At 47.7% G+C, this 26,109-nt stretch carries 28 protein-coding genes and 1 riboswitch; of the genes, 15 read left to right on the top strand and 13 right to left on the bottom strand.

Annotation, left to right across the window (positions count from 1 at the left end; translation table 11 throughout):
• Positions 1 to 2: 2 nt before the first annotated feature.
• Positions 3 to 668: a TVP38/TMEM64 family protein gene (locus tag ACSQ8P_RS30965; RefSeq protein WP_436238695.1), complete on the bottom strand. Its 666-nt coding sequence runs from the start codon at positions 666 to 668 to the stop codon at positions 3 to 5.
• A 406-nt stretch (positions 669 to 1,074) separates the two neighbouring features.
• Here ACSQ8P_RS30965 and ACSQ8P_RS30970 point away from each other — a divergent pair, with 406 nt between their 5' ends.
• The 8 genes from ACSQ8P_RS30970 to ACSQ8P_RS31005 all read left to right on the top strand — a co-directional run bounded on the left by ACSQ8P_RS30970 (position 1,075) and on the right by ACSQ8P_RS31005 (position 9,566).
• Positions 1,075 to 2,505: an FAD-binding oxidoreductase gene (locus ACSQ8P_RS30970; RefSeq protein ID WP_436238696.1), complete on the top strand. Its 1,431-nt coding sequence runs from the start codon at positions 1,075 to 1,077 to the stop codon at positions 2,503 to 2,505.
• A 1-nt stretch (position 2,506) separates the two neighbouring features.
• Entirely contained in the window at positions 2,507 to 3,070 is a 564-nt protein-coding gene (locus ACSQ8P_RS30975; protein WP_436238697.1) for an MFS transporter, read from the top strand.
• Between the two features lie 466 nt (positions 3,071 to 3,536).
• The gene (locus tag ACSQ8P_RS30980) at positions 3,537 to 4,562 is read left to right on the top strand and encodes a BMP family lipoprotein (RefSeq protein ID WP_436238698.1); all 1,026 of its coding nucleotides are present in this window, start codon (positions 3,537 to 3,539) and stop codon (positions 4,560 to 4,562) included.
• A gap of 92 nt (positions 4,563 to 4,654) precedes the next feature.
• On the top strand, positions 4,655 to 6,154 hold the full coding sequence (locus ACSQ8P_RS30985; protein ID WP_436238699.1) for an ABC transporter ATP-binding protein: 1,500 nt from the start codon (positions 4,655 to 4,657) through the stop codon (positions 6,152 to 6,154).
• Positions 6,147 to 7,214, top strand: coding sequence for an ABC transporter permease (locus ACSQ8P_RS30990; protein ID WP_436238700.1), 1,068 nt, complete (start codon positions 6,147 to 6,149; stop codon positions 7,212 to 7,214). The genes ACSQ8P_RS30985 and ACSQ8P_RS30990 overlap by 8 nt, the downstream gene beginning before the upstream one ends.
• Positions 7,198 to 8,121, top strand: coding sequence for an ABC transporter permease (locus tag ACSQ8P_RS30995; protein WP_436238701.1), 924 nt, complete (start codon positions 7,198 to 7,200; stop codon positions 8,119 to 8,121). The genes ACSQ8P_RS30990 and ACSQ8P_RS30995 overlap by 17 nt, the downstream gene beginning before the upstream one ends.
• A gap of 34 nt (positions 8,122 to 8,155) precedes the next feature.
• Positions 8,156 to 8,833, top strand: coding sequence for a sulfite oxidase-like oxidoreductase (locus tag ACSQ8P_RS31000; protein ID WP_436238702.1), 678 nt, complete (start codon positions 8,156 to 8,158; stop codon positions 8,831 to 8,833).
• 1 nt (position 8,834) lies between these two features.
• Positions 8,835 to 9,566 (top strand): nucleoside phosphorylase, encoded by a 732-nt coding sequence (locus ACSQ8P_RS31005; protein ID WP_436238703.1) that lies wholly within the window; start codon positions 8,835 to 8,837, stop codon positions 9,564 to 9,566.
• A gap of 109 nt (positions 9,567 to 9,675) precedes the next feature.
• Here the strand turns inward: ACSQ8P_RS31005 and ACSQ8P_RS31010 are convergent, their stop codons facing one another.
• The gene (locus tag ACSQ8P_RS31010; RefSeq protein WP_436238704.1) at positions 9,676 to 10,527 is read right to left on the bottom strand and encodes a sugar phosphate isomerase/epimerase family protein; all 852 of its coding nucleotides are present in this window, start codon (positions 10,525 to 10,527) and stop codon (positions 9,676 to 9,678) included.
• Between the two features lie 142 nt (positions 10,528 to 10,669).
• On the opposite strand from ACSQ8P_RS31010, the gene ACSQ8P_RS31015 reads away from it, so the two are divergent.
• The gene (locus tag ACSQ8P_RS31015; protein ID WP_436238705.1) at positions 10,670 to 11,521 is read left to right on the top strand and encodes an AraC family transcriptional regulator; all 852 of its coding nucleotides are present in this window, start codon (positions 10,670 to 10,672) and stop codon (positions 11,519 to 11,521) included.
• Positions 11,522 to 11,573: 52 nt separating this feature from the next.
• Positions 11,574 to 11,963 carry an MmcQ/YjbR family DNA-binding protein gene (locus ACSQ8P_RS31020; RefSeq protein WP_436238706.1) on the top strand — a complete coding sequence of 130 codons (390 nt, stop codon included), beginning with the start codon at positions 11,574 to 11,576 and terminating at the stop codon, positions 11,961 to 11,963.
• Positions 11,964 to 12,034: 71 nt separating this feature from the next.
• Here the strand turns inward: ACSQ8P_RS31020 and ACSQ8P_RS31025 are convergent, their stop codons facing one another.
• From ACSQ8P_RS31025 to ACSQ8P_RS31060, 8 genes are all read right to left on the bottom strand, one after another.
• Complete coding sequence (locus tag ACSQ8P_RS31025; protein WP_436238707.1) at positions 12,035 to 13,150, bottom strand: aminopeptidase; 1,116 nt, start codon at positions 13,148 to 13,150, stop codon at positions 12,035 to 12,037.
• Between the two features lie 3 nt (positions 13,151 to 13,153).
• Positions 13,154 to 13,765 (bottom strand): ArsR/SmtB family transcription factor, encoded by a 612-nt coding sequence (locus ACSQ8P_RS31030; RefSeq protein WP_173118901.1) that lies wholly within the window; start codon positions 13,763 to 13,765, stop codon positions 13,154 to 13,156.
• Between the two features lie 439 nt (positions 13,766 to 14,204).
• Complete coding sequence (gene thiE, locus ACSQ8P_RS31035) at positions 14,205 to 14,909, bottom strand: thiamine phosphate synthase (RefSeq protein WP_436238708.1); 705 nt, start codon at positions 14,907 to 14,909, stop codon at positions 14,205 to 14,207.
• On the bottom strand, positions 14,906 to 15,748 hold the full coding sequence (gene thiD / locus ACSQ8P_RS31040) for a bifunctional hydroxymethylpyrimidine kinase/phosphomethylpyrimidine kinase (protein WP_436238709.1): 843 nt from the start codon (positions 15,746 to 15,748) through the stop codon (positions 14,906 to 14,908). Before thiD ends, thiE begins: the two co-directional genes overlap by 4 nt.
• 308 nt (positions 15,749 to 16,056) lie before the next feature.
• Positions 16,057 to 16,824 carry a thiazole synthase gene (locus ACSQ8P_RS31045; RefSeq protein WP_436238710.1) on the bottom strand — a complete coding sequence of 256 codons (768 nt, stop codon included), beginning with the start codon at positions 16,822 to 16,824 and terminating at the stop codon, positions 16,057 to 16,059.
• A gap of 4 nt (positions 16,825 to 16,828) precedes the next feature.
• Positions 16,829 to 17,032 (bottom strand): sulfur carrier protein ThiS, encoded by a 204-nt coding sequence (gene thiS / locus ACSQ8P_RS31050; protein ID WP_056608183.1) that lies wholly within the window; start codon positions 17,030 to 17,032, stop codon positions 16,829 to 16,831.
• Entirely contained in the window at positions 17,016 to 18,239 is a 1,224-nt protein-coding gene (thiO, locus tag ACSQ8P_RS31055; RefSeq protein WP_436238711.1) for a glycine oxidase ThiO, read from the bottom strand. The genes thiS and thiO overlap by 17 nt, the downstream gene beginning before the upstream one ends.
• A gap of 15 nt (positions 18,240 to 18,254) precedes the next feature.
• On the bottom strand, positions 18,255 to 18,860 hold the full coding sequence (locus ACSQ8P_RS31060) for a thiamine phosphate synthase (RefSeq protein ID WP_436238712.1): 606 nt from the start codon (positions 18,858 to 18,860) through the stop codon (positions 18,255 to 18,257).
• 142 nt (positions 18,861 to 19,002) lie between these two features.
• Positions 19,003 to 19,101: riboswitch (TPP riboswitch) on the bottom strand.
• A 128-nt stretch (positions 19,102 to 19,229) separates the two neighbouring features.
• Between ACSQ8P_RS31060 and hflK the strand changes: the two genes are divergently transcribed.
• Together hflK and hflC are read left to right on the top strand one after the other, a co-directional pair.
• On the top strand, positions 19,230 to 20,237 hold the full coding sequence (hflK, locus tag ACSQ8P_RS31065) for an FtsH protease activity modulator HflK (protein ID WP_436238713.1): 1,008 nt from the start codon (positions 19,230 to 19,232) through the stop codon (positions 20,235 to 20,237).
• Positions 20,234 to 21,106, top strand: coding sequence for a protease modulator HflC (gene hflC, locus ACSQ8P_RS31070; protein WP_436238714.1), 873 nt, complete (start codon positions 20,234 to 20,236; stop codon positions 21,104 to 21,106). The genes hflK and hflC overlap by 4 nt, the downstream gene beginning before the upstream one ends.
• A gap of 59 nt (positions 21,107 to 21,165) precedes the next feature.
• On the opposite strand, the gene ACSQ8P_RS31075 is transcribed toward hflC, so the two are convergent.
• A complete protein-coding gene (locus ACSQ8P_RS31075) occupies positions 21,166 to 21,927 on the bottom strand; it encodes an MBL fold metallo-hydrolase (RefSeq protein WP_436238715.1) in 762 nt (253 codons plus the stop codon).
• A 108-nt stretch (positions 21,928 to 22,035) separates the two neighbouring features.
• Between ACSQ8P_RS31075 and ACSQ8P_RS31080 the strand changes: the two genes are divergently transcribed.
• The gene (locus ACSQ8P_RS31080; RefSeq protein ID WP_436238716.1) at positions 22,036 to 22,485 is read left to right on the top strand and encodes an Lrp/AsnC family transcriptional regulator; all 450 of its coding nucleotides are present in this window, start codon (positions 22,036 to 22,038) and stop codon (positions 22,483 to 22,485) included.
• 41 nt (positions 22,486 to 22,526) lie between these two features.
• A complete protein-coding gene (locus ACSQ8P_RS31085) occupies positions 22,527 to 23,510 on the top strand; it encodes a bile acid:sodium symporter family protein (RefSeq protein WP_436238717.1) in 984 nt (327 codons plus the stop codon).
• Between the two features lie 42 nt (positions 23,511 to 23,552).
• Here ACSQ8P_RS31085 and ACSQ8P_RS31090 read toward each other — a convergent pair whose 3' ends face one another.
• On the bottom strand, positions 23,553 to 24,191 hold the full coding sequence (locus tag ACSQ8P_RS31090; RefSeq protein ID WP_056608165.1) for an SdpI family protein: 639 nt from the start codon (positions 24,189 to 24,191) through the stop codon (positions 23,553 to 23,555).
• On the bottom strand, positions 24,188 to 24,466 hold the full coding sequence (locus ACSQ8P_RS31095; protein WP_056608162.1) for an autorepressor SdpR family transcription factor: 279 nt from the start codon (positions 24,464 to 24,466) through the stop codon (positions 24,188 to 24,190). The genes ACSQ8P_RS31090 and ACSQ8P_RS31095 overlap by 4 nt, the downstream gene beginning before the upstream one ends.
• A 286-nt stretch (positions 24,467 to 24,752) precedes the next feature.
• On the opposite strand from ACSQ8P_RS31095, the gene ACSQ8P_RS31100 reads away from it, so the two are divergent.
• Entirely contained in the window at positions 24,753 to 26,093 is a 1,341-nt protein-coding gene (locus tag ACSQ8P_RS31100; RefSeq protein ID WP_436238718.1) for an MFS transporter, read from the top strand.
• Positions 26,094 to 26,109 lie beyond the last annotated feature (16 nt).

Genomic DNA, 26,109 nt, shown 5'->3' on the forward strand with positions numbered 1-26,109 from the left:
TCTTACGCTGCTTGGCGCACTTTACGCCCTTGTCTTTTCTTAATAATCAGTGGAACGATAGCAAAAACCGCATACATCGCTACGGCTCCGAGAAACTTCCATGACCAGATATCATTTAAGGAAGCACCAAAAACGTTATAAACAATCGCTCCTGGAATAATCCCGATGAACGTAGCCCACGTGTAGTCCCAGAAACGAATTTTCGATAATCCGGCGCCATAACTGATTCCATCGAAAGGAAAGAAAGGCATAAGCCGCATATACAGAACCACCATGAAGCCTTTTTCCTCTGCTTTTTGATCAAAGGATAACAGCTTAGGGCTTCGTAAAATGCGTTGAAAGCTACCGCGACCCCATTTGCGTGTAATGTAGAAAGACAGTAATGCCCCTGTACCCGCACCAATAATATCGTAAACGGTCCCCCAAAAGGCACCAAACACATAGCCCCCATAGAGCGTCAAAGGTGTTGCCGGGAACAAAACCAACGGTCTCAGCGTATACGCAAGGATATACAGCAGACCCCCAAGCGGGCCCAAATCACGAAGCCATCTCGTGACCCAATTCAGATCTACATGCTCCCATACACCAGTCCATTTCAATATGAGTAATCCCAGAATGGCAAGAACGAACCAACTAATTAGCAACCAAAGCGGCTTTGAACGCGCCATGGCTCGCCTCCTTCATACTCCTGATTCCAATTCCTCTAGTAGCGGATGGATCTTACCTCCATCTTACACAAATATGTTGGTCGATATCAACTTGCTATGATAGTCATATTTTCGCTGCGATTTTAGGACAGTTTTAAGACATACAAAGGAAATCATTGATGCTGACAGTTATTTGATAAACTGCCCCCATCTTCTCTCAAGCATATCCAATATTCGGTGCGATCAAAGGTTAATGAGGTATAAATGTTTAATGTTAAAGCCAATTTGGCATTGCTGAAGTGATCTTATTACAATTGACACATCGAAAGGCGGGAATTTACACTATAGGAATATATTAGAATTTCTTCTTTTGAGGAGCCAACTCTTACAAACAGTTGCCATATCCAACAAGTTGGGAGATACGCACATGAAGAAGATTGTAGTTCTACTTCTATTAACTGCGCTATGCCTCTGGCAGTATATGAGAACCTCGGTCGCTGGCGACGATCCCTTCTTGCGATCAGATTACAGTAAGCTTCGGCCTGTGAAGATTGAGCGGGTAGTTCCAAGCAAAGCAGTAAGCCAACTTCAAGAGATTGTAAGCGAGGCCCGGGAGAAAGGGCTCAAGATCTCCATTGCCGGCCAACGGCACAGCCAAGGCGGGCACACGTACTACAAGGACAGCATTGTGCTGGATATGACGCCATTTAATAAGGTTCTCGCCTTCGACGAGATGGCCAAGACGATTACCGTTCAGTCCGGCGCCACATGGGCGGATGTACAGAAGGTTATTAACCCGTATGGGCTTGCTGTGAAGACCATGCAGTCGCAAAATATTTTTACCATCGGAGGCTCAATCTCCGTCAATGCACATGGCCGTGACATTCGGAATGGCTCACTCATTCGTTCGGTTGAATCCTTCCGGCTATTGGGGTCTGACGGCCAAATAAGAAATATTTCACGCATTGAAAATGCGGAGCTATTCCCGCTGGCACTGGGTGGATATGGGTTGTTCGGTGTCATCGTAGATGTGACTTTGTCGCTTACGGATAACGAAGTCTACGAGATGACAAGCGAAACAATGACGACAGAAGCCTATTCGGACTACTTCCTTAACCAGGTTAAACAAAATCCCGACATCCACATGCATCTCGCACGTATTTCTGTGGCGCCGGATACCTTCTTATCGGAAATGTATGCTACGAATTACAGAACACGACCTGATCTCCCTGTTACTGACTACAATCAATTAAAGCTGAAGGATACCTATGTGTTGCCGCTGAAATTCCTCTTTGGACTCAATCGATCCTTCGATTGGGCGAAAAATGCGTTCTGGGACTTACAACGGTATTTCCTAATTGGTCGCAGCACAATCCTAACTCGCAACAACGCTATGCGTTCTGAATCTGATTTTATGGACTATAACTCGGATACCAAAAACGATCTGCTCCAAGAATACTTCATTCCCGTGGATCATTTTGAAGATTTTATTAACCACATGAAACCTATCTTGCAAGAAGAACAATTAAACCTATTAAATATTACGGTTCGCTACGTTAATCATGATGAAGAAGCGATGCTCTCGTATGCGAAGAGCGACATGTTCGCCCTTGTGTGTCTATTCAATACCCCGCTAAGTGACGCGGCGCAAGCTCGTATGACCCATGGAATCCGGCGAATCATTGAACAATTGAAGCTCTTCAATGGCTCTTATTATTTGCCTTATGCTCCCTTCCCTTCGGTAGAGCAGTTCCGAACGATTTATCCTAAGGCGGAAACCTTTTTCCAAGCCAAAGATCAGTGGGATCCACAGCATCTTTTTATGAACCAATTCTACGACGATTATAGGGGGCACTAGGATGAATGTACGTATGCTCATCAAATCCCAAAGCTTAGCGACATTGGCGGCGGGGATGATATATCCCTATTACTTGTTGTTTCTGAAAAATCTCGGAAGTACGTATTCCGCATATGGCCTCGCTTTTGCCATATTCACAATAAGCTCTGCAGCATCAGCCATTTGGCTGGGTAAGCTCGTAGACCGCTCATCGGAAAAGCTCATGGCAGGAAGCTCTCTAGGCATGATGGCAGCGATGCTCATCTTCCCTTGGATTCCTTCCTACGGCTTCGTCTTGCTCCTCCAAGCTTTCATGGGTGTATGCAATGCCATGCAGAAGATGAGCGAGCGCGGATTGCTCGCTGACGGGACCAAACCCGGGAATCGTGGCGGTGCGCTTGGCAATTACCACTTTTGGACATCCGTAGCATCAGGATTTGCTGTTCTTATTGGCGGTTATATCATTGATTGGCTGACGATTGATGTGCTGTTTTACGTGAGTGCAGCAATTTATGGAGGGAGTGCGTGGATGACGCTTCGAATGCGGGAAAGAAAGACGGAGAGAAACAAACAAGAGAATGCTTAACGCATCACGGTGTCTACTTACGACGCCACATGCAACACTAACTGGAAAACCTCCCGTTAATTTTCCGCTTTCAGCTAGATTTTGACGAATAACTGGAAAATAGGTAGGTAATTTTTGAGTTTCTGCTGTTTCTTGTGTAAATGCATGAAACTAACTGTATGTTTTCCATTTATTCCTTTGAAATCGAGTATATGCGCGGAATTACCTGTATGTTTTCCCGTTATTTTGTAAAATGACTTCTTAAACTTTTCTGACTTTCACCTGTTACAACTGGTAGTTAATTGAAATAGATGGATTGTGCTCGAACATTTTAGTATAATAACCGTTAGGCTTTCGAGCTTGTAGAATTTTGGATGATTTTGTCGAATCGAAAAATAATCCCTTTGACTATATCCGACTTTTTTAGTAGGATATAATTATGTCAATGGTTAATTCATACATAAATAGATTAGGGGAGAGATACATCATGAAAAAAGTACTATTTTCAGTTCTTGCCGCAACTGTCTTACTAACGGGCTGTGGGGCTGCGAAAACAGACACAGCATCACCTGCAGCATCGGGTGCACCAGCAGCTAAATCAGATAAGAAGATTATCCTTATTACACCTGAGAAAATCGGTGTGAACCCGTTCTTCACACAAATGGATGAGGGTGTTAAGAAAGCTAGCAAAGAATTTAGCGTTACCGTTAAAACAGTAGAATCCGCAGATGCAAGTGCAATCGAGCAAAACTTGCGCGCGGCTGTTGCTGACAATTATGATCTAATCATTACAAGCTCCTTCACAGCTGAGGATGCACTTAAAAAAGTAGCAACTGAGAATCCGAAGAAATCCTTCGCGATTATTGATACCGTTGTTGATCTTCCGAATGTTCGCAGCGTTGTTTTCCGTGAACATGAAGCAGCTTACTTGCTTGGAGCAGCAGCAGGTCTATCTACGAAGAAAAATGTGGTAGGTATGGTTGCTGCCGTAGATATCCCACTTATCAAGAAATATACAGTTGGATTCCAAGAAGGTTTGAAATCAACGAACCCGAATGCGAAATTCATCGTTAACTATGTAGGTAGCTTCACGGATCCAGCTAAAGCGAAAGAATTGGCATTAACACAATTCTCGCAAGGCGCTGACTTCATTGCAGGCGCATCGGCTGTAGGCGATCTTGGTGTATTTGAAGCAGCGAAAGAAAAAGGCTTCTTTACTTCCGGACAAGATATTGACCGTACGGTAACAGATCCACAACATATCGTGCTTTCCCAATTGAAAGGAACAGATGCTGTTGCTTATCAAACCGTGAAAGATTTCGTAAATGGCACGTTCAAATTCGGTGCTGTTGACTACGGTTTGAAAGAAGATGGCGTTGGTCTTACATTCGTTACAAGAGAAACGAAATCGGCCCTAAGTCCTTTCGTTGGACAAGATGTCATTACGAAGGTAAAAGCTATACGTGATGATATCGTTTCTGGTAAAGTGAAAGTAGAAAATCCAGTCAAATAATAACCCCTTCAATCACATATGTTTAACTCGGAAACTGTTTACGGAGACGTAAGCAGTTTCCTCATGTCTAGGTAGAGGAGCGAAAAACCGTTATGCTGCTTCAAATGCGTCAAATTACGAAAACATATGGCAATTTAACAGCGAATTCAAACGTTGATTTCTCGCTGCGTCAAGGTGAGATTCATGCATTAGTTGGGGAAAATGGTGCTGGTAAAACAACCCTAATGCGCATCTTGTACGGCATGGAGCAGCCTTCGGCTGGCCGTATTCTCTTGAACGGCAATGAAGTTACTTTCACCAATCCCACGGATGCGATTCGGCATGGTATTGGGATGGTGCATCAGCACTTTATGCTTTTTCCTTCGTTTACTGTGGCTGAAAATATCGTGATTGGTAACGAGCCAAGGGCTGGTGTGGCATTTGACCGAAAAAAAGCCATCACGCAAATCGAAGAGCTTTGTGCTAAGTATCGCCTCCCTATTGATCCGCGCATGAAAGTTTCTGATTGCCCACTAGGCTTGCAGCAACGAGTTGAGATCTTGAAGGTGTTATATCAAGGTGCAGATATTATTATTTTGGACGAGCCCACTGGTGTGCTCACGCCGCTGGAGGCCAAGGAACTTCTCGTCATTATGAAAAGCTTAGCCAATCTGGGCAAAAGCTTCATCATCATCACGCACAAGCTCCATGAGGTCATGGAAGTTGCTGACCGCGTTACCGTGCTTCGCGATGGCAAAATGACGGGTACGGTGGATGCAGTTGCCACGAACATTGAAGAGCTTTCCAAGCTCATGGTTGGCAGAGATTTGAAGCAGCTTAAGAAACGAGAGCTCACAGTCGGTCAGACCGTCCTTCAAGTTCAAGACGTTTCCATTCTTGGAGATAAAGGAAAGCCTGTGCTCGATCGTGTCAATTTACAGGTGAAAGCCGGTGAAATCGTTGGTATTGCCGGTATTTCAGGTAATGGTCAATCGGAATTGATTCAAGCAATCTCTGGACTTCAGACGATTGATCAGGGAGACATCCAAATATTAGGGAAGCCTGTCCGTGGACGAGCCGTTCGCGAAATCAGAGAAATCGGACTTTCCCATGTACCGGAGGATCGCTATCAATGGGGCGCAGCTAAAGAGGGTACGGTGTTAGAAAATGGCACGATGGGTCATCATAAAACCACAAGCCGCTCTGGTCTTCTTAACGGAAAAGAACTCCGCAACATGGTTAGCGGCTTCATCCAGCAATTTCAGATTAAAGCGGGATCTCAAGATGCCAAAGTGAAGTTTCTATCCGGCGGTAACTTGCAGAAGCTTATTGTAGCGAGGGAACTTGCACAAAAGCAGCCCTTCTTAATTGCTGCTGAGCCGACTCGTGGTGTTGATATTGGCGCCATGGAATTGATTCATGAGGAACTGCTTCGTAAACGGGACGAGCAAGGTGCGATTCTTTTAGTCTCCTCCGAATTAACAGAGATTTTACAACTGTCTGATCGTATCTTGGTTATGTACGAGGGGCGAATTGTAGGCGAATTGTCCGCCGCAGAGGCAACAGAGGAGCAAATCAGCTTATGGATGGCAGGGGGAACTTCAAATGCTTAAAAGACTATTTAACCTAAGCGCTTGGATTCAGCCGCTGCTTGCCATCGTCATCGGGTTGCTCGGTGGTGCGATTGCCATTCTGCTCATTGGCGGGTCCGTCGTTGAAACCTACACAGAGATGTGGAAAGGTGCCTTCGGCAACTTCTTCTATTTCACGAATACGTTAACACGCGCCACTCCACTCATTCTTGTCGGGTTAGGTGTATCGATCGCGTTTCGTGCTGGATTTTTCAACATGGGGTCAGAGGGCCAAATGATTCTTGGCGCTTTATCCAGCGCCATGGTTGCGCTATACCTGCCTGGGCCTCTGCTATTTAAATTGCTCGCCGCGATTCTCAGCGGCATCTTGGCAGGCGGAATTTGGTCGGCCTTCGCTGGCTGGCTGGATGCTAAATTCCGAATGAATTTGATCATTACAACCCTGCTGCTTAACTATATTGCCGCTTTATTCGCAGGATATTTAGTCGCGTATCCGCTCAAAGATAAATCAGGATCCGCTGCGCTAGCCCAAACAATGATGATCGATAAAGGCGTATGGCTGCCCAAATTGTTTCAAGGCATGAGCATCCATGGCGGCTTTATTATAGCCATTGCACTCGCCATTCTCCTGTTTCTATTTATTAAATATACCGTAGCTGGTTATGAGGTCCGCATGCTGGGCTATAATCCGCTATTCGCGGCCTATGGCGGGGTTAATAGACGGAAAGTCATGCTGACGAGTATGTTTGCCAGCGGCGGTTTCGCGGGACTTGCTGGCGCGGTTGAGGTGCTCGGCATGCAGTATCGGTATACCGATGGCATGATTTCGAATCCAGGCTACGCATGGTCAGGCATCATGGCGACCTTGCTTTCAGGCGCGCATCCATTAGGCACAGCACTTGCGTCCATTCTGCTTGCTGCCTTGCAAACCGGAGGCATGGGTGTTGAACGCAATACGGACATTCCACTGCAGATATCCAGTGTTATTCAATCGTTGCTCATTCTCTTTGTAACAGCTAAAATCAGCTTAACCTTATGGAAACGCCGGAAAGGAGGCAAGGGCGATGCAGCATCTTCTTGATGTTTCTTTATTTAACTCCATGATTCGCATGGTCGCTCCGATTCTTCTTGCAGCACTTGGCGGAGCCATCTGCTCGCGCGTCGGTTTGTTTAACGTCGGCTTGGAAGGGTTCGTCTTGGTCGGTGCTTTTTCCGCAATTGTTGGTAATTACTACACAGGCAACGTATTCCTAGCCGTGCTTATCGCCATAGCCGTAACCATGCTGTTTTCGTTGATTTTTGCTTATATGAGTATCCATTTACAGGCGAATGTCATCGTCGTTGGGATTTCATTCAACTTCCTAGCCTTAGGTTTGACAGCATTCTGTTTGAAGGCTATTTTCAACGTAAAAGGCGCTTACTATGATAAAAATATGATCGGACTGCCGAAGTGGGACATCCCCCTCATTCAAGATATCCCTGTCATTGGCGGGATTATTTCCGGGCATTCCCCTCTTGTCTATCTAGCATTTGTACTTGTATTTGCTCTTCAGTATTTGCTATTCAAATCCGTCCTTGGCTTCCGTATGATCGCTGTCGGTGAAAACCCTGTTGCCGCCAAGAGTATCGGCATTAAGGTCAATCGGATGCAATATATAGCTGTGCTCATCTGTGGCGTCCTTTGCGGACTCGCTGGTGCGCAGCTTTCTCTCGGACAAGTGACCATGTTCACCGAGGGCATGACGGCTGGCCGCGGCTTCATCGCACTCGTTGCTACCATGCTGGGACAAGCCAATCCGATTGGCGTCATGGCATCCAGCTTACTGTTCGGCTTAATGGATGCATTCAGTATCCGATTACAGGGCTTCTCATTACCAACCCATTTCACACAAATGCTGCCTTATATTGTTACACTGCTCGCAATGCTATTTTTCCGTAAAAGCAATTACTTAGCAGATGCACAAAAAGCGAATGGCAGTTCGCGTTGAGAAATTAGCAAGATAAGCTTAAGGAGGATGGCAGATGCATAAAGACACCAAAGCGGAGCGCATTAAGCGCATGCAAATCCCCGCTGTAGACGTTCCACCAGAACTTGCTGGTCGGATTCCACCTGGTCAAGTCGTGACGGACCGATTTCCTATTTTACATGAAGGAGAAGTCCCGAAGTATGATATGACAGCGTGGTCGCTGCGTGTTTTTGGAGAAGTAGCCGAAGAGAAAACATTCAGCTATGACGACATATTGGCTTTACCACATACACAAATCCAATGCGATATTCACTGCGTGACCCGTTGGTCCAAGCTGGATACGGTATGGGAAGGTGTGCGCTTCAGAGATTTCCTTGAACTGATCAATGTAAAACCAGAAGGAAAATATGTCATGATCCATGCTGACAATGACTATGAAACGAACGTTCCACTCGCAGATCTCATGGGTGATGATATCTTGCTGGCAACGACCTTCGATGGCAAGCCACTCACGCTTAAGCATGGTTGGCCGCTTCGCCTCGTTGTTCCGCATTTGTATTTCTGGAAAAGTGCCAAGTGGATTCGCGGCATCGAGTTCATGGCGGAAGATCGCGAAGGCTTCTGGGAACGCAATGGCTTCCATAACGTCGCAGATCCGTTCGAAGAACAGCGCTTCTCCGGTGAAGCCATTCCAATCCCCGAAGATGAGTGGGTCAGAAAGGAGTTCGATTAATTTGCTTTTATCTATCTTACAAGTCAATTCGGAGGACTTAACTCCCTATGCCATCGTGTGCGGCGACCCGTTCAGAGCAGAGGCCATTTCACGTAAGTTGGACAATGCGCGTGAGCTCTCCTTCAGCCGAGAATATCGAACCTTCGTGGGCGAAAAGAATGGCGTACCCATCACCGTCGTGAGTCATGGTGTCGGGTCACCTGGTGCAGCTGTTTGCTTTGAGGAGCTCATCAAAGGCGGCGTAAAGACACTGATTCGCGTAGGAACCGCTGGATCTTACTCAGCCGACGTACCGCCAGGAAGTCTCGTTGTGAGCACAGCTGCGGTACGTGAAGAAGGCTTAACTCGCCAGTTAGTTCCTCACGGCTTCCCCGCTGTAGCTGATCACGCTGTTACGCGTGCGCTGTATGAAGCGGCTTCTGAAACGGATGGACTCGTGAAGCAAGGGATTACCGTTACCTTGGATGCTTTCTTCCAAGGTGTCGAGGAATTCCCTCATCGTAAATATAAGCAAGCTGGCGCTTTGGCCGTGGAGATGGAAATTGCCGCCCTCTATGTCATTGCTTCGCTGCGTGGTGTGCGTGCTGGCGCCATTGTTGCCTTGGATGGCTACGCTGATGCCGATCTGCGGGAAGTGTACAACCCGCATACAGATGTCGTTTCTGGTGCTATTGAGCGGGAAATTGATGCTGCGATTCGTGCGATTGTGAAATTGAATACGGATGACAATTAACACAAAAGACCGTCAGGGATTTCCTGACGGTCTTTTCTACTATAATATAAAAAAAACCTTCAGCCCCACTTTTCAGTGGTGGTGAAGGTTTTCGCTGATTGCATGTGGTTTACGCTAACCATTGCTTCACTTTCGCTGAGAAGTTATTCAGCATTTCTTGTGAACCGAATTGACCGCTGAAATCCTCGATACCCAGATACCCATCATAGCCGACTGCTTTCAAATCGCCAAGCAATTGCTTCCAGTTCACGATACCAGCATCAATCGGTGCCCATTCGCTTTTCCAAAGCTTAATGCCATCTTCTTCTCCGCCTGTAAGCGACCAAGCCGCATTTTTAACATGTACATGAGCTAAGTAAGGTCCGAGTAATTCAAGACCCATCCGGTAATTCTCAAAGCCTTCATGAACCATGTTGCCGGCATCGTGAAGCACACCAATGTGCTCTGGTTTGAAACCAGATACGAGTCTATGCGCCAGACCTGCACTTGCTGTAATCGTTTGGTGATGCGTTTCAACCAAGCCTTTTACACCGTACTGCTGAGAAAACTCTTGGACATGGTGCAGGTAGTCCACAGCTTTGGCGAACAAATCATTATAATTTTGGCTCTTATTATAGCCAGGTACGCCTACACGAATGAACGGAACGCCTACTTTTTGAGCCGCTTTAAACACATGCTCCGTCTCAGCAACATCACAATTATTCAAATAAGGTGTAATGCTTAGGTTAACTAAGTTCTCGTTCAGCGCAGCAAGCTTAAAACGCTCAAGTTCTGCATCGGAAGAAGCCGGATCGATCGAGCACAGATTATTTCCCCAGAAGGAAGGCTTCTGCCCCACCGCGTCCGCAGGGATATCTTTGAAGCGCCACTCAATGCCAGTAATACCAGCAGCGGCAGCAGCTTTAGCAAGCTCTTCAGGCGTCAAATCAGGTGTAGCTACAGTAAATACGGATAATTTCATATATAAGCCTCCTTAAATATAAGCAAGATCAGGTTGAATGTTTAACTCTTCTATATTTTGCAGTATAATAAAAACGTATTCATTGCATTAATTGGGCAAAAGATTGCTAATATTGACTCCAACTAACAGAGGAGATCTTCACATGCAGGAAATGTACAAGAATCTCAATAAGCTGTTGACTTTTCGACATGCTGTAACCCATAATCCAATTCCGTTGGACTTCCACCAGCATCAAGACCATTATGAAATCTATTTCTTCCTTACCGGCGATGTTCATTATTTCATAGAAAAGCAAGTGTATCCCTTACAGTACGGCGACCTGCTGATCATGCATAGCAATGAGCTGCATCGGCCTAATTTTCAATCGAAGAAACAGCGCTATGAGAATGTTGTTATCCATTTCAATCCAGCTCTACTGCAGCATATGAATTCTCAACAGTTCGACTTGTTGAACTGCTTCAATAATCGTGTTTTTGGTGAGCAAAATCGCATGAGACTGACGCCGCCTCAAATTGACGATATCATGAAACTCTATGATCGCATGGAAATGCACCGCCGCCCGCAGGCACTACCAGGTTCAGAGATCCTTTATTTTACTACCTTTATTGAGCTGCTCGTTTTTATTAATCGGATCTTTCAAAATCAAGGGAAACAAGAAGAACAGGTCATGATGCCAGACAAGCTCTCCTCTCTCTTCACCTATATTGATGAAAATTTAGATCAGGACCTTTCGCTCGAGGTACTCGAACAAGTCGTCTTCATGAATCGCTCCTACCTATGCCGACTATTCAAAAAACATACAGGCAGCACCATTCACGAGCATATCCTGTTCAAGCGCATCGCCAGGGCCAAACATTTGCTGCGCGAAGGCTCCACCGTCACCGACACATGCCAGCTAGCCGGCTTCAACGATTATTCGAACTTCATTCGGACTTTTAAAAAGGCCGTCGGCCTGCCCCCACGTCAGTACCAATCGCAGCAACGACGAGTGTGATAAGCAGTTGCTCATCTTGGAAATCCCAATCCATCCTAAGGAGTTGATCCTCTTGTCCCACAGTCAAATTGCATCCCCGCAAGGATTGGCGCTTGTTGCCATAATCCGTGATTTTTGCACAAAACTGCCGGAAGTAGAAGAAAAGGTTGATGGCTTTGGACACACCACCTTTCGTGTCAAAGACAAACCTTTTATTTTTATAGGTGAGACCGATGGCCAAGTCTCAACATCGCTCAAAACAAACCTTACTACACAAGAGTTCCTCTTAGGTCAGGATGGCACGGCTTATAAGAAGACACCTTATATCGGCCAGCATGGCTGGGTTAGCATTCTGAACATTGAACTAGTGCCATGGGCAGAGATCGAAGATTTGATCATAGAAGGGTACGCGCGAACGGCACCTAAGAAGCTTGTCCAGCAGTTGAAAGCCACAATGTCATAACCCCGTTGTTTATTACAAAAAAAGGATGCCCAGGTCTTAAAGACTTGGGCATCCTTTTTGGTATGCAGGACCTATTTCAGGTTCTCAGGATTTAAAACTAGAAGCTCAGGCAATACGAAGATACCGTCCTTACGGATCAACACATCGTCAAACCAAATTTCGCCGCCGCCATAATCAGGACGTTGGATGTTCACCATATCCCAGTGCAGCGAAGATTTGTTACCGTTGTAGGCATCATCATAGCAATTACCAGGTGTGAAGTGGAAGCTGCCGTCGATTTTCTCATCGAACAGAATATCTTTCATCGGGTGCTGAATATAAGGATTCACACCGATCGCGAATTCACCTACATAGCGAGCGCCTTCATCCATGTCGAAAATTTCATTGATACGATCCGTGTCATTCGCCGTCGCTTTGACGATTTTACCATTTTCGAAATGAAGCACCACGTTCTCGAAAATAAAGCCATCATGAGGTGACGGTGTGTTGTATGAAATGATACCGTTAACGGAATCGCGCACGGGAGCGGAGTACACTTCGCCGTCTGGGATGTTCAGCTCACCGTCGCATTTCACGCCGCCGATGCCTTTGATCGAGAAGGTTAAATCCGTACCAGGGCCGACAAGACGCACTTTGTCTGTGCGATCCATAAGCTCTTTCAACGGATCCATCGCTTTGGACATTTTGCCATAATCCATCGTACATACATTGAAATAGAAATCCTCGAATGCATCTGTGCTCATGCTAGCAAGCTGAGCCATCGAAGACGTTGGGTAACGCAGAACGACCCATCTCGTATCCTTCACACGGACATCGAAATGAACCTGTTGATAATACACAGAGTTGTAAAGCTTCATCCGATCAGCCGGAATATCCGACAGCTCATAAATGTTCGCTCCACCACGTACCCCTATATAGCCTTGCATTTGTTTCATTTGGAAAGCATCCGCATTCGCCCAAGTTTGCATTTGAGCTTCCGTACCATTCATAACGAGTTCACGAATCACAGCATGATCACGTAAGTTAACAAAAGGATGCGCACCCGCGGCGTGAACCTTTTTGACGATTTCTTTTACAAGAGCAGAATCAATCCCATAAGCTTCAATTAAAATATTTTCACCAGGCTGTGCCTTAACTGAATAATTGACCAATACATCTGCAAGCTTAGTTAATCTAGGATCCAGCATGTGTTATCTCTCCTCTTCATTGGCGGGTTCGATGGGGTCAAATCCCCTTTCATGTGTCTGAAAGCCGACCGTCGTCAAATAGAACCATTCCCCATTCTCCTCTTGCTCGGCATCTAGCTCATAAATAAGAGCGCGGAATTTCCTTAACCATTCGGCATATTTCGCTTTACTCATTTTGACTTCAACCTGCGTCATGATAATCGGCCACTGGGATCGGTCGGGCGATGGAATTTGAAACGCCTCTTCGGGGGCATTAATCGCTCTGTTTCTAGCATGTCCAAGTACACTTAATGTACGTTCTCGGTAATAATTTTCTACCTCCGAAACATACGGAAGCAAGTTCTCACTAGGTACAAAACCACGTGCAACGGCACGATAAAATTTTTGCACAATTCCATTCTTAAGCTCCGTACGTACAACGAAAATTAAATTATGACGCTCAAGCTCATTCAAATGATAATGCACCTTGGCACGCGCCATCCCTAACAGTTTAGCCAACTGCTGGCCAGTATAAGCTTTCTCTATAAGATATAGCAGTACTCTAGCGCGAAGTGGATCACTAATTGTTTTGAGTTGTTCGAGTTCTTCAATGATATAAACAGGCTGCAGTTTCATCGTGGATCCGACCTCCCTCTCCAGTACCAAGATTAACGAATGTACCCTATGCTAGAACGAGTTTCATCTCGAAAAAGCCTTGCTGCAAACGTCTCCTGGTCAACTTATAATCTCTTAAAGAGATTAATTAAACGACGGTCAAATCTTTTTAACCGTATCATAATGCTAAACAGAATCTATGTCAATTGCGGTTTCTGACTACCTAATGATTCAGTACGAGGCCTTAAACTACGCGACATTTCACCGCTTTAAAGGATTACCGAAATTAAGCTTTCTACTATGGTAGCAAAAAGGGACGTTTCTGTCACCATTAAAGGTAGAAACGTCTCCAATAAAATAACGAGCTAGGTTGTATGGGTCATTCAAATGGGAACTCTCTCATCTATCAATAGTTCAAAATTAGTAATTTCAGCTAACAAATAATGATTTTTGTCACTTGTTAGCCCTGTGGTGGATAATCCCAATGAGGGCTTGTCGCTTCTCTACAGGAAAAGCAGCGTGCGCGCAACGCCGCTGCTGCTTCGCGCGGTGAGCGCGCACCCGCGATGGCGCTCACCACTGCCACGCCGTCCGCCCCCGCGCGGATGACGGCGCCTGCATTCGTGGCATCGATCCCCCCGATGCCCACGAGCGGCAGCAGGATGCCGCCTGCGCGCATCCGCGCTAGTACGGCAGGCCCCTGGACCTCACGCGCATCGAGCTTCGTGCGCGTGGCGTACTGGGGGCCTACGCCGAGATAGTCGGCGCCTTCGGCAAGCGCCGACTGGGCTTCGCCCAGATCGTGGGCCGATACGCCCACGATCATGTTCGGCAGCCGCTGCCGCACAGCGGCGGCTGGGGCATCCTCTTGGCCGATGTGGATACCATCGGCCTCCAGCTCTATAGCCAGCCGTTCATCATCGTTCACGATGAACGGGATCCCGCGCTGCGCGCAAAGGCGGCGCAGCCGCGCGCCCAGCGCGAGCAGCTCCGGCCCCTGCAGGGCGCCGGGGCCCTTCTCGCGCAGCTGAAACATCGTGATGCCGCCGTCGATGGCGGCTTCCAGCACTTCATACGGGTCAGCCCCGCCACAATTCGGACTGCCCATCACCAAATACAAACGCAGCGCCTTGCGCAGCTGCTCCTTACTCATGACAACACTCATCGTACACCTCGCGTGGCAATATCTTTGACATCAGCAGCCCGAACACCTCGCTGATACGCCCAATGATTCGTCGGTCCATGCCCACTTCCGATATGTAAAGGCTCCGAAATCGCAGCATGGATGAAGCTTTTCGCCAGTTGCAAGGACGCCTTCGTCGTGTGTCCTTGCGCCAATCCCGACGTTAACGCAGCTGCAAATGTGCAGCCCGTTCCATGCGTATGCTGCGTTACCAATCGCTTCGAAGTGAACTCCGTAAAGGAAACTCCATCATACAGCAGATCCGTCGCCTGCTCCGTATTCGCCTCATGGCCGCCTTTGATCATCACATGCTTGCAGCCGTAGGCATGAATTCGCAATGCTGCTTTCTGCCGAGAGTCCCCATCCGTAATCGTTATCCCGCTAAGCGCCTCTGCTTCGGGGATATTCGGCGTCACCACATCAGCTAGTGGCAGCAACTCTTGTATCATGGCGTCAATCGCCTCCTGTTGCAGGAGCGATGCTCCGCCTTTGGCAATCATTACCGGGTCTACAACAATCTGCTTCCATCCAAACTTTTTAATCGCCGCCGCGACAATGCGAATGATGTCTCCACTGAAAAGCATCCCTGTTTTGAGCGCATCGGGCCGCAAATCTTCACCAATAGACGCCAGCTGGCGTTCGATCGCTTCCGCGCTCATCGGGTAAACCCCTTGCACACCTAGTGTATTCTGCGCGGTTACAGCCGTAATCACGGACATTCCGTACACACCGAGTTCTTGGAATGTCTTCAAATCTGCCTGAATGCCCGCGCCACCGCCACTGTCCGAGCCAGCAATCGTCAATGCTTTGTATATCGCCACGGTACTCCCCCCTACTTAACTAACTTTTCGTAACTTTATGTTCTAACGGTCATGACAGACGCTATCGCTGCCTATATCACTATCTCTATAATCTAACGGACACGGCAGTCGTTATTGCAGCTGAATTCTCCAAGTGAGCAGGAAATTCGACTGAATAGCGACCTCTGTGTCCGTTAGCTTTTCAAAACTTCATATATATACCAAATAACGGTTCCTGTGTCCGTTAGCCAAGGGAAGACCAAGACCAAGACCAAGACCAACTCCAAGACCTGAAGCTACACCTAAAGCTACAAACCTAACCCTGCAACCTAGACCCGACTCAATCCATCCATCGGACTACTCGCCGACGCATATCGCTTCTTCGGAATCCGCCCCGCTTCAAAGCCCGCGCGTCCCGCTTCGATGGCGAGTTTCATGGCATACGCCATTTTGACAGGATCCTTTGCACCGGATACTGCTGTGTTCAGCAGCACACCATCTGCTCCCATTTCCATCGCCAATGACGCATCGGAAGGTGCACCAATCCCTGCGTCCACGATGACCGGAACCGTCGCCTGCTCGATGATGAAGCTTAAATTCAGCGGGTTAATAATACCCTGCCCCGTGCCAATCGGTGATGCACCAGGCATAATCGCATGTACGCCAAGTGATTGCAGACGTTTAGCTAATAACACATCGTCCGATGTATATGGAAGTACAATAAAGCCTTCCTCCAGCAGCATTTCCGAAGCTTTCAGCGTTTCCACTGGATCGGGCAGCAACGTCATTTCATCCCCGATAACCTCGACTTTGATCATGTCACACAAGCCTGAAGCCTTTGCTAAACGTGCGATGCGGACGGCTTCTTCAGCAGTTTTGGCACCAGCGGTATTCGGCAGCAACGTGAAATTCGACGTGTCCAGCATCGACAAGAAATTCGGCTGACTCGCCTCAAAAATGTTCATCCGACGAACCGCAAACGTCAAAATTTGTGACTCACTGATATCCACCGCTTGTTTTTGAATCTGAAAATCAGGAAACTTCCCCGTACCTAGCAGCAAACGTGAACGAAACTCATATGGACCAATTTTTAACATGTTTTTATCCTCCTCCAACGAAATGAACGATCTCAATTTTGTGGCCTTCCGCCAGCTCAGCACCGGCGTGATCCTCTTTATGTAAAATGGCTGCGTTATGCTCAACCACGAGCATTTTGTCGCTTAGGTCGAAATGCGCAAGCAGCTCCACAACGGTCCGAATCGTATCGGGTACATCTACCTGCTGACCATTAATGTGCAATTTCAATGCTTATCAATTCCTTTCCTATGGCTGAAAATCCGTCCTGACCCTGCTGACTCACACGTGTGGTCTTTGGCGAAAAATCCGGGCTGAAGGCATCCAGCCAAGGGGCTATCGCATCATTCCCTTGTTCACCTGCGCCATCTCCGCCCAAAATCAAATTCGCCATCACCCTCCCGGTGATCGGGCTCAGCAATATCCCGTTGCGGTAATGACCGCACGCTGTATACAGCCCCTCCACCATCGGCACCTTGCCGATGTAGGGCAGTCCGTCGGCGGTCTGCGGGCGCAGCCCCGACCAGGCCTTCTCCCACTCGGCATCGCCGAGTGCGGGCATCAGCCCCCTCGCGCGATCCATCAGCTCGGCTAGCCCCGAAAGCGACACCTTGCGGTCATAGCTGTTCGGCACGACTGTCGCGCCAACCACCAGCCGTCCGCCGGCTTTCGGAACGATATAGCACCCTGGTGTGAACAGGGTTTTCTTCAATAATGGCTTCGGCGTCCTAACGGAGAAGCACTCGCCCTTCACGGGATACATCGGCAACTCGATGCCGATGCTCCCAAGCAGCTGACCGCTCCACGTGCCTGCGGCGACGACCACGTGGTCGCTATAGAGCGGACCGGCGGCCGTCTGCACGCCGATGACGCGCTCCTGCGCGGTCAGCAGCCCTTGCACCTGGGCGAACGGTTGCACCTTCGCCCCAAGTACCTGCGCAGCCTGCGCGAATGCCGCCGCCAGCTGCGGAGCATCTACCTGCCCATCGCCCGGCAGGTACAGGGCTCCGCGCGTCGCCCCGCTCAGCGCGGGCTCTATAGCCGTGGCTTCAGCTGCGCTGAGCCACTGGGCCTTCTCGCCCGCGGCGCGCTGAAGCTTCTCCCGCGCGCGCAGCTCCTCCTCTTGAACGTCGCTGAGCGCGACGTTCAGCAGCCCCTCACGGACGAGACCGATGTCGATGCCCGTGAGTTCTCGAAGTTCCCCGCTCAACTCGGGGAACATGGATCGGCTTTGGCGCGCCCACTGGAACAGGGCGCCCGTGTCTTCCATCTCGGACTGCGCGCCGAGCATGCCGGCTGCCGCAGCCGAGGCTTCTGTGCCTAGCTGGCTGCGCTCTAGCAGCGTGACGGATTGCCCTCTTTTAGCCAAGTAATACGCGATGGATGTACCGATAACACCACCGCCAACGATGATGACATCTGATCTTGCTGCTGACATTTCGCTCACCTCTATTTATTGAAGCTCATCATGATAGGCTAGAACGGCTCCAAGAGGATCCGCTGCTTCCCATATTCCGCTCATCACCGCGATCCCAGATGCTCCTGCATCCAGAACGGGCTTTACCCTCGCAGGTGTCATCCCGCCTATCGCAATCACAGGAATGTTAACCTGATTAACTAGTTGTCTTAACTGCTCCAAACCTCTAGGCGGAACTCCTTGCTTGGAGTTTGTCGCAAAGATATGACCGAACATGACATAATCGGCCCCCTCTTTTTCACGCCATTTCGCCTCATCTGCATGATGCACAGAGACTCCAATGCGCTGTATCCCCCGGCAAAACTCATCCTGAGTAACAAGAGATGGCGTCGTGCCTGGAAGCTGAAGCCCCCCTGTTTGCAAGGCTAGAGCGATAGAAGGAAAGCCGTTAACGTACAGACTTTTGGCAGGAATACCTTGCTCTACTAAGTACTGAACGCCGATAAATACTTCGTCCAAGCACTTCGTTTTCTCGCGAATATGAATCGCCGTGACATACGGGTGAATCTGCGCCGCAATCTTTGCGATCTCTGACCATGTATGTTTACCGCCCGATATGACATGCAGTTCTTTCTGTGACACGCAAAGCTCGACTCCTCTCCACGAAACACTTCTCTTTAACCAGTACTCTCCATCCCCACTTTGCAAGTAAATACAAAAAAAACCACTTTCCTCAGGAAAGTGGTTGTAGGCTGCCTCATCGTAAACAGATATAAAATCGGCTCCAAAGCTCGTTCCACTTTCCTCCGCTGGCATAAACCAGATCAGGTTCAAAGGGTTCAGTCTGCACTGTCTCAGCCTCTCGGCGCCCCTAGGGATTCATTCGTATGCAATTACTAACCATCATAGCATGACAGCCAACTCTTGGAAATAACAATTTTCCTATTGAAACCATTTCCAAAACTTCCCGTATAGCATATCAGTAAATCTTATATTAAAGGGGTGTTTGCCATGGAACCATTTGTACTGCCAGAACCCGATCGACGAAGACCCTCCTCACTCCCGCCGGGCTTGATGACCAAAATTGTTATCGGCCTTGTTATCGTTCTCGTCCTTATTTTTGGATCGTCCACCTTCTACACGGTACAAGAGCATGAGAAGGCGGCTATTTTAACATTAGGCAAATATACGACCGAGAAGGAAGCTGGGCTTCACTTTAAACTCCCTTTTCCTATTCAACAGGTCATTGTACTTCCTGCCAAAAAAACACAACGTATCCAAATTGGCTTCCGTGAAGTGGGTGGTAAAATCACTCCCGTAGAAGAAGAAGCGATGATGATTACGGGGGATGAAAATATTTTATCCGCTGATGCCGTCGTGGAATGGAATATCAGTGACATGCGCAACTACTTGTACAATATTGATAATGCAGAATTATTCCTACGTAACTCCGCGAGTGCAGCGATTCGTTCGGTTATCGGCGCTACTGCGCTCGACTTTGCCATTACAGAAGGAAAAACCGAGGTCCAAGGCAAGGTCAAAGAACGCTTGATTGAGATGCAAACGAAATATCAAACAGGAATTCATATTGTCGATTTGAAATTCCAAGATATCGAGCCGCCAGCTGGCGATGTACAGAATGCTTTTAAAGATGTAACCAACGCACGTGAAGAGAAAAACACGAAGATTAACATAGCGACGAAATACGAAAATGATATCCTTCCAAGGGAGCGCGGTAACGCTCAGGCACTGCTTGAGAATGCCGAAGCCCAGAAGAAATCACGGATTTTGAATGCGCAGGGGGATGTGGCAAAGTTTAACGCCCTGTATGCGGAGTATGCCAATAATAAATCGGTAACAGAGAGCAGGCTTATCATCGAGACGTTAGAAAAAATATTACCGAACGCCAAAATTTTCATCAGCGACAGCACCGGCGAAACGGTCAAATATTTACCAATTAATGAGCTGTTGCGCACACCTGCTGCTGCAACTGGTACGACTGGAGGGACTGCGAAATGACCTTACAAAGCAAATGGATTCTGAGATCCATCCTTGGTGTCGTTCTCGTCTTTTTCTTCCTAATCTCCATCTTTATTGTCAAAGAAGGACAATACCGCGTCGTGCTCAAATTCGGAGAAGCCGTTCGCATTCAAACGGAGCCTGGCATTCATTTTAAAATTCCATTCATCGAATCGGTTCGCACGCTTCCTAAATATCAGATGGTGTATGACAGCAAACCTACTTCTATTTTGACCAAAGATAAAAAGCCCATCGAAGTCGATAACTATACGGTATGGCGCATTGATGATGCTCAGCAATTCTTGCGCACGATTCAATCGATCACAGGCGGGGAAGAGCGTATTGATGCCGCTGTGTATAACACCGTTAGACGGAAATTATCAGAGATCAATTACAGCGATATCATTAGTGAGAACACACAACGTGGTAACTTGAACGATGAGATTACGAAGGAAGTTTCCGAGTTGATGGCGCGCGATAACTACGGGATTCAAATCGTCGATGTGCGCATCAAGCGCACGGATCTGCCTGATTCTAACAAGCAAAGCGTGTACAAACGGATGATCTCCGACCGCCAATCCATTGCGGCGAAGTACTTATCCGAGGGCGATGAGGAGTCCAAGAAAATCACCTCCAAAGCCGACAGACAGGCAAGTGAGTTGATTGCTCAAGCCCAAGCGGATGCGAAGAAAATTGTAGCTGAAGGCGAGCAAGAAGCGGCTAAAATTTACAACTCGGCTTACGGCCAGGACCCTGCTTTCTACAATTTCTACCGTACGTTGGATAGTTACTTGGTGTCATTTAAAGGGGAGCCGGTCATCATGCTGCCTATCGATTCTCCGTATACGAAAATTTTACTTGGTAAATAAAATTGGTTAACGCCGTAAAGCATACTCATCCTAAGATGAGTGTGCTTTTTACTTATTCTCTAGTTGCGGAACGTGGTCACCCAAGCCCCATCCTCCGGAATCACGACCTGCTCCAGCAACCCTTCCACTGCCAATCTATTCCGCAGATCCTCCCGCGTCACATGACAATGATTGATCGCATCCATATGCACGGCAACGATTTTCGTGAAGGGCGCGTAGCGGCACAGGCTTACCACATCGTTCGTATCCATTGTGATGGGATCCCCCACTTCAAACTGTGCACCACCCGCATTGACGATTGTCCAATCTGGCAGATGCGTTTCCAACGCTTGCTGTACGTCGTCACACCAAATCGTATCTCCCGCGAGATATAGTGTCGGCTCGTTCTCTGCTTTGAAAACAAAGCCCGAAACCTGTCCCATCAACTTCCCAATCTCGCCCGTCCCATGCTGCCCATCTGTCCGGTACAAGGTCACTCCCTGTAGCGTAAACGACTCCTGAATAGCCATAACAGACGTAAAACCCGCAGCTGTAAATGCTCCTTCATCCCCTGGTTGGCATAGGATTGGCGTTGATTTCGGCAATGCTTCCGCTGCTGCTCCATCCCAATGATCTCCGTGCAGATGGGTGACGATGATCACGTCTGGTTGACCTATTTCCGCTAACGGAACTGGCAGAGGCACGATTGGATTTCGCCTAGGATTGGCTGTATTCACGATCGGCGGATTGGCTTCTTGGTCACTAAACATCGGATCGATTAGAAATTTTAATCCTGCATAATCCAGCCATAATGTGGCATGGCGAATAAATTGAAGGTTCATTTTCAAAGCACCTCTTATCTTATAATTGTTGTTCTGATACAATTGTAAAATAATTGGCGTGTTTCCCATACAATCTGGTGAAAAGAAGTAACGGTTTTCCATTTCATTGTGAAAGGAATTCATCTCGTGCTAAGCAACCAACCGATCGATGAGATCGATCTTCGTATCTTACAGCAATTGCTGCAAGATGCCACTCAATCGCACAAAGCGATTGGTCAACAGGTTCATTTAACAGGCCAAGCGGTCGGCGCACGTATACGTAAGCTCCAGGATCTCGGCATTATTACGGGCTACACCATAAGCTGGAATCCCGAAAAAATAGGTCAAGTCGTGCATGCGTTTATCGTTGTTTTCATGAAATCAAATACAGCTCATCAAGCGTTTCTCTCGTATATTCAACATCAAGAGAGTGTTATAGAGACGCACCGCGTCAGTGGCGAAGGCTGTTATTGGATGCGAGTGCGCGTTCACACGCCCCTTGAATTGAACGCTTTCCTGGATGAGCTTCTCACCTATGGCAATTACAAAGTCAGTCTTTCCATCGGACAAGTCAAATAGCTTGCCTGCACTAGGCTGATCACGAAAGGATGTTCACCTAGATGCTGCCTCAGTTGAATCGTCAATTAGAAAAGATTTTGCCGCTCATCACTCCCATCAGTGTCCTTATCGGGGTTCTGCTCGGAAGTCACTTATCTGGATTCACCTATTTATCTCCTTGGCTGTTTGCTTTCATGACCTTTTCGGGGAGCATCGCTTCAAGCTTCAAAGAATTCATCAAAGTCGTCGTTGGGCCGCTGCCTCTTCTTACTACCCTGTTCATTTTGCATGTCGGGATGCCGCTAATTGCACTCGGACTCGGTCATGCTGTCTATAGTCACGAACCGCTGACGATTACGGGACTTATTTTGGCCGCAGCCATTCCAACTGGTATTACAAGCTTCGTTTGGGTGGCGATTTATCGAGGCAATATTGTGCTGACGCTGTCTATTATCCTGATGGATACGATTCTCTCACCCTTCGTCGTGCCTTACACGCTCTCTGTTTTGGTTGGCACCAAAGTGCAACTCGATACGTTCGCGATGATGAAGGGCTTATTCTTCATGATCGTCGTTCCTTCACTCATTGGGATGCTCCTGAATCAATGGACGCGAGGGAAAATTAAGGAGCAATGGGGAGGCCGTTTAGGTCCATTCTCTAAAATATTCATGGGTGTCGTCGTTGCGATTAATAGCTCCGTCATCGCTCCCTATTTGCGTGACTTCAACGCGAAGCTACTCGGGTTGGCAGGCTTTGTGCTCATCGTGGCCTCACTTGGCTACATGATCGGTTGGCTTGTCGCTAGATTATTCCGTTGGGAACAAGATGTCGTGGTTGCCCTTACTTTTAACAGTGGTATGCGTAATATTAGTGCGGGCGCGGTACTCGCTGTCGCTTATTTCCCGCCACCTGTGGCGATCCCAGTCGTGCTTGGTATGCTGTTCCAGCAATCCCTTGCTTCTCTCTTCGGCTTTCTGCTGAATCGGAAATATGCCTTGAAAAGTGATACGCCAAGCTTACATGTTAATGGTGTTAAACAAATGTGAAAAAGACTGCTCAGCAATCGCTGGCAGCCTAAATGCTCCTCATTATTTCGATAACCGAGTAAACATCACATACGAATAAATAATCGGAATGAAAGAACTAATGACGATAGCGGCTATAAATATGCCGATCGCAATTGAGCTCGTTAAAAACGCTGCAATGAAGGCAACAATGCCGCCAATCATCATCAGTGGACCTCCCAAACGATGTGTCTTTCTCCAAATTTCTTCGTTAGCGAGCGTCCACGGTGTCCGTATGCCAAATGTATAGTTGGGCTTCACTTGTGTTAAAAAGTTCCCCATCACGGCAAACAACACGCCCAGCAAAATCATCGTCATTTTCTTAAAGTCCAAGCTGTAGCCCAAGTTAAAGACAATGATCGCCCAACCTACGATAGCTAAAAGGATCGTAACTCCGAACCGCGTCACCTCAAATGCTGCAGGAAATTTCTCGAAATTTGCTTTCTTCGGATCGATCGCTCTCATAGCCCGCATGAATAGCGGCAGCAGACCCAGCAGTACTAGCATGAGCAGCGAGATTTCTTTGCTCATCGTCCCGTTCACTTCATTATTTACGCCAAAATGGCTCGCCATCGTGTCCGGAAGACGGTTATACAGAATGAAGCCCCCTATCGCTGGGGAAAGGCTAATCACAAGTAACAAAATTTCCTTCCATTTTTTCATGACGATTCCTCCTCATCTTTTTTGTTAAGTATGTTAAACATCCATCCGATGACGTCTTCAACAACTGTAGTGTGCAAGGTATACAGGATATGTTGTCCATGACGTTCATCCATAACGAGTCCCGCCTGTTTAAGCAGGTTCAAATGATGCGATATGCTCGGCTTACTAATCTTGAAATGATCAGCAATATCACCAGCATTCATACTCTTTTCTCGCAGCAGTTGCAAAATTTCACGACGAGTCGGGTCCGCTAGCGCTTTAAATGCCTCATTCAAATGGAAGTCCCTCCTTATTTAGACGTTTATCTAAATGTATAATTAAATATTACCTCCATTTTCCCCACCTGTCAATTGGTATGTGTCTTTATCTATTTTGGCTATTAGACGATGTAGGTTTATAATGAGAAAACCTCTATCGAAGTTATTCGAAGATGAGCGACAGCGTTTAGAGGTAGGTTTTATCGCCAATAAGAAAGAGATTTTCGGGCACCGAAAACTTATACTTTCTTATGTGGTAAAGAAAACATACATACTTCTCGCACCGTAGACAGGATGGATTCACATGAATGATAAAATTGTAATGCCCGTTTGGACGATTGGCCTGTTCATTGTTGTTATGAATACGACGATGTTCAACGTTTCGATTCCCAGTATTATTCAAGATCTCAGCATCACTGCGGATCTCGGGTCATGGGTCATCTCCAGCTATTCCATTGGCTATGCCTTATCTACGGTTATATACAGTAGACTCTCGGATGTGGTGCAGATACGTAAACTCCTCACCGTAGGTCTTGTTGTACTTGGACTTTCTTCGATATTCGGACTGTTCGCAAGGGAGTTCCACACCCTGCTGGCGGCACGTATTCTACAATCCGCAGGAGCAGGTGTTATGGCCGGTCTAGGCCTGGTTCTCGCCAGCCGCTACATTCCAATCGAACGAAGAGGCTCGGCGATTGCAATGATTTCCGCGGGCAGCGCAATGGCCTTCGGGCTCGGCCCGATCGTTGGCGGCTTGATAAGTGAATACTTCGGCTGGAATGGGTTGTTCGCCATTACCTGTCTGGTCTTAGTCATTCTTCCCATTCTCCTGCGCTTGCTTCCCAAAGAACAGTCTGTACCGTTCCGATTTGACATGCTAGGGGCGCTATTGACAGTCGTCAATGCCGCGACCTTACTACTCGCGGTCACGCAGATTTCTGGCGTGTGGCTTGCCATCAGCGCCATCTCCTTTGCCCTGCATATCTGGCACCTGAGGCGATCAAGTGACACATTCATTAACCCCTTATTACTAGCGAATCCTGCGTTTCGGAAGCTTGTAGTGATCGGGTTCTGTATCTTGGTCTTGAACCTAGGGAATCTATTTCTAATGCCACTCGTTCTCGCCAAGGTGTTCAATCAGTCAGCAATGACCATCGGTTTAACGATTGCGCCAGGAGCGATTCTGTCCGCGTTCCTCACCCGCTTCGTTGGTCGTTGGATTGATCAGTTCGGTAATATGAGGTTTCTGCTCATCGGGCACGGGATTTTATCACTAGTGATGATCGCATTCTCGACGCTGCTTGGTGCTTCGCCTCTTGTTATAATGATCGGCTATCTTTGTTTCTCGCCTGCATTTTCCGCGACGATCGCATCATTAAATAATGAGACTTCACGCATCCTGCCGAAGCATTTAATTGGTTCGGGGATGGGACTTATGCAGCTGATCCAGTTTTTTGGGGGATCCATGTCGGTCGCGATTTGCGGCATTCTACTTGAAATCCAGCGGAATACGTCGCTCTTACATTCGTACAAGCATGTGTACGGTTTATTAGTCGTCGTTGGGCTTTGTTCCCTCGGGATACTTCTGTGGTACAGGCTATCGGGGATGCGGGTTGGTATTGAGGATCGTGCAGCAGCCAAATAGAAACGGAAACAAGCTC

It is taken from the genome of Paenibacillus sp. LjRoot153, from assembly GCF_964253085.1.
Taxonomy (GTDB): Bacteria; Bacillota; Bacilli; order Paenibacillales; family NBRC-103111; genus Paenibacillus_E.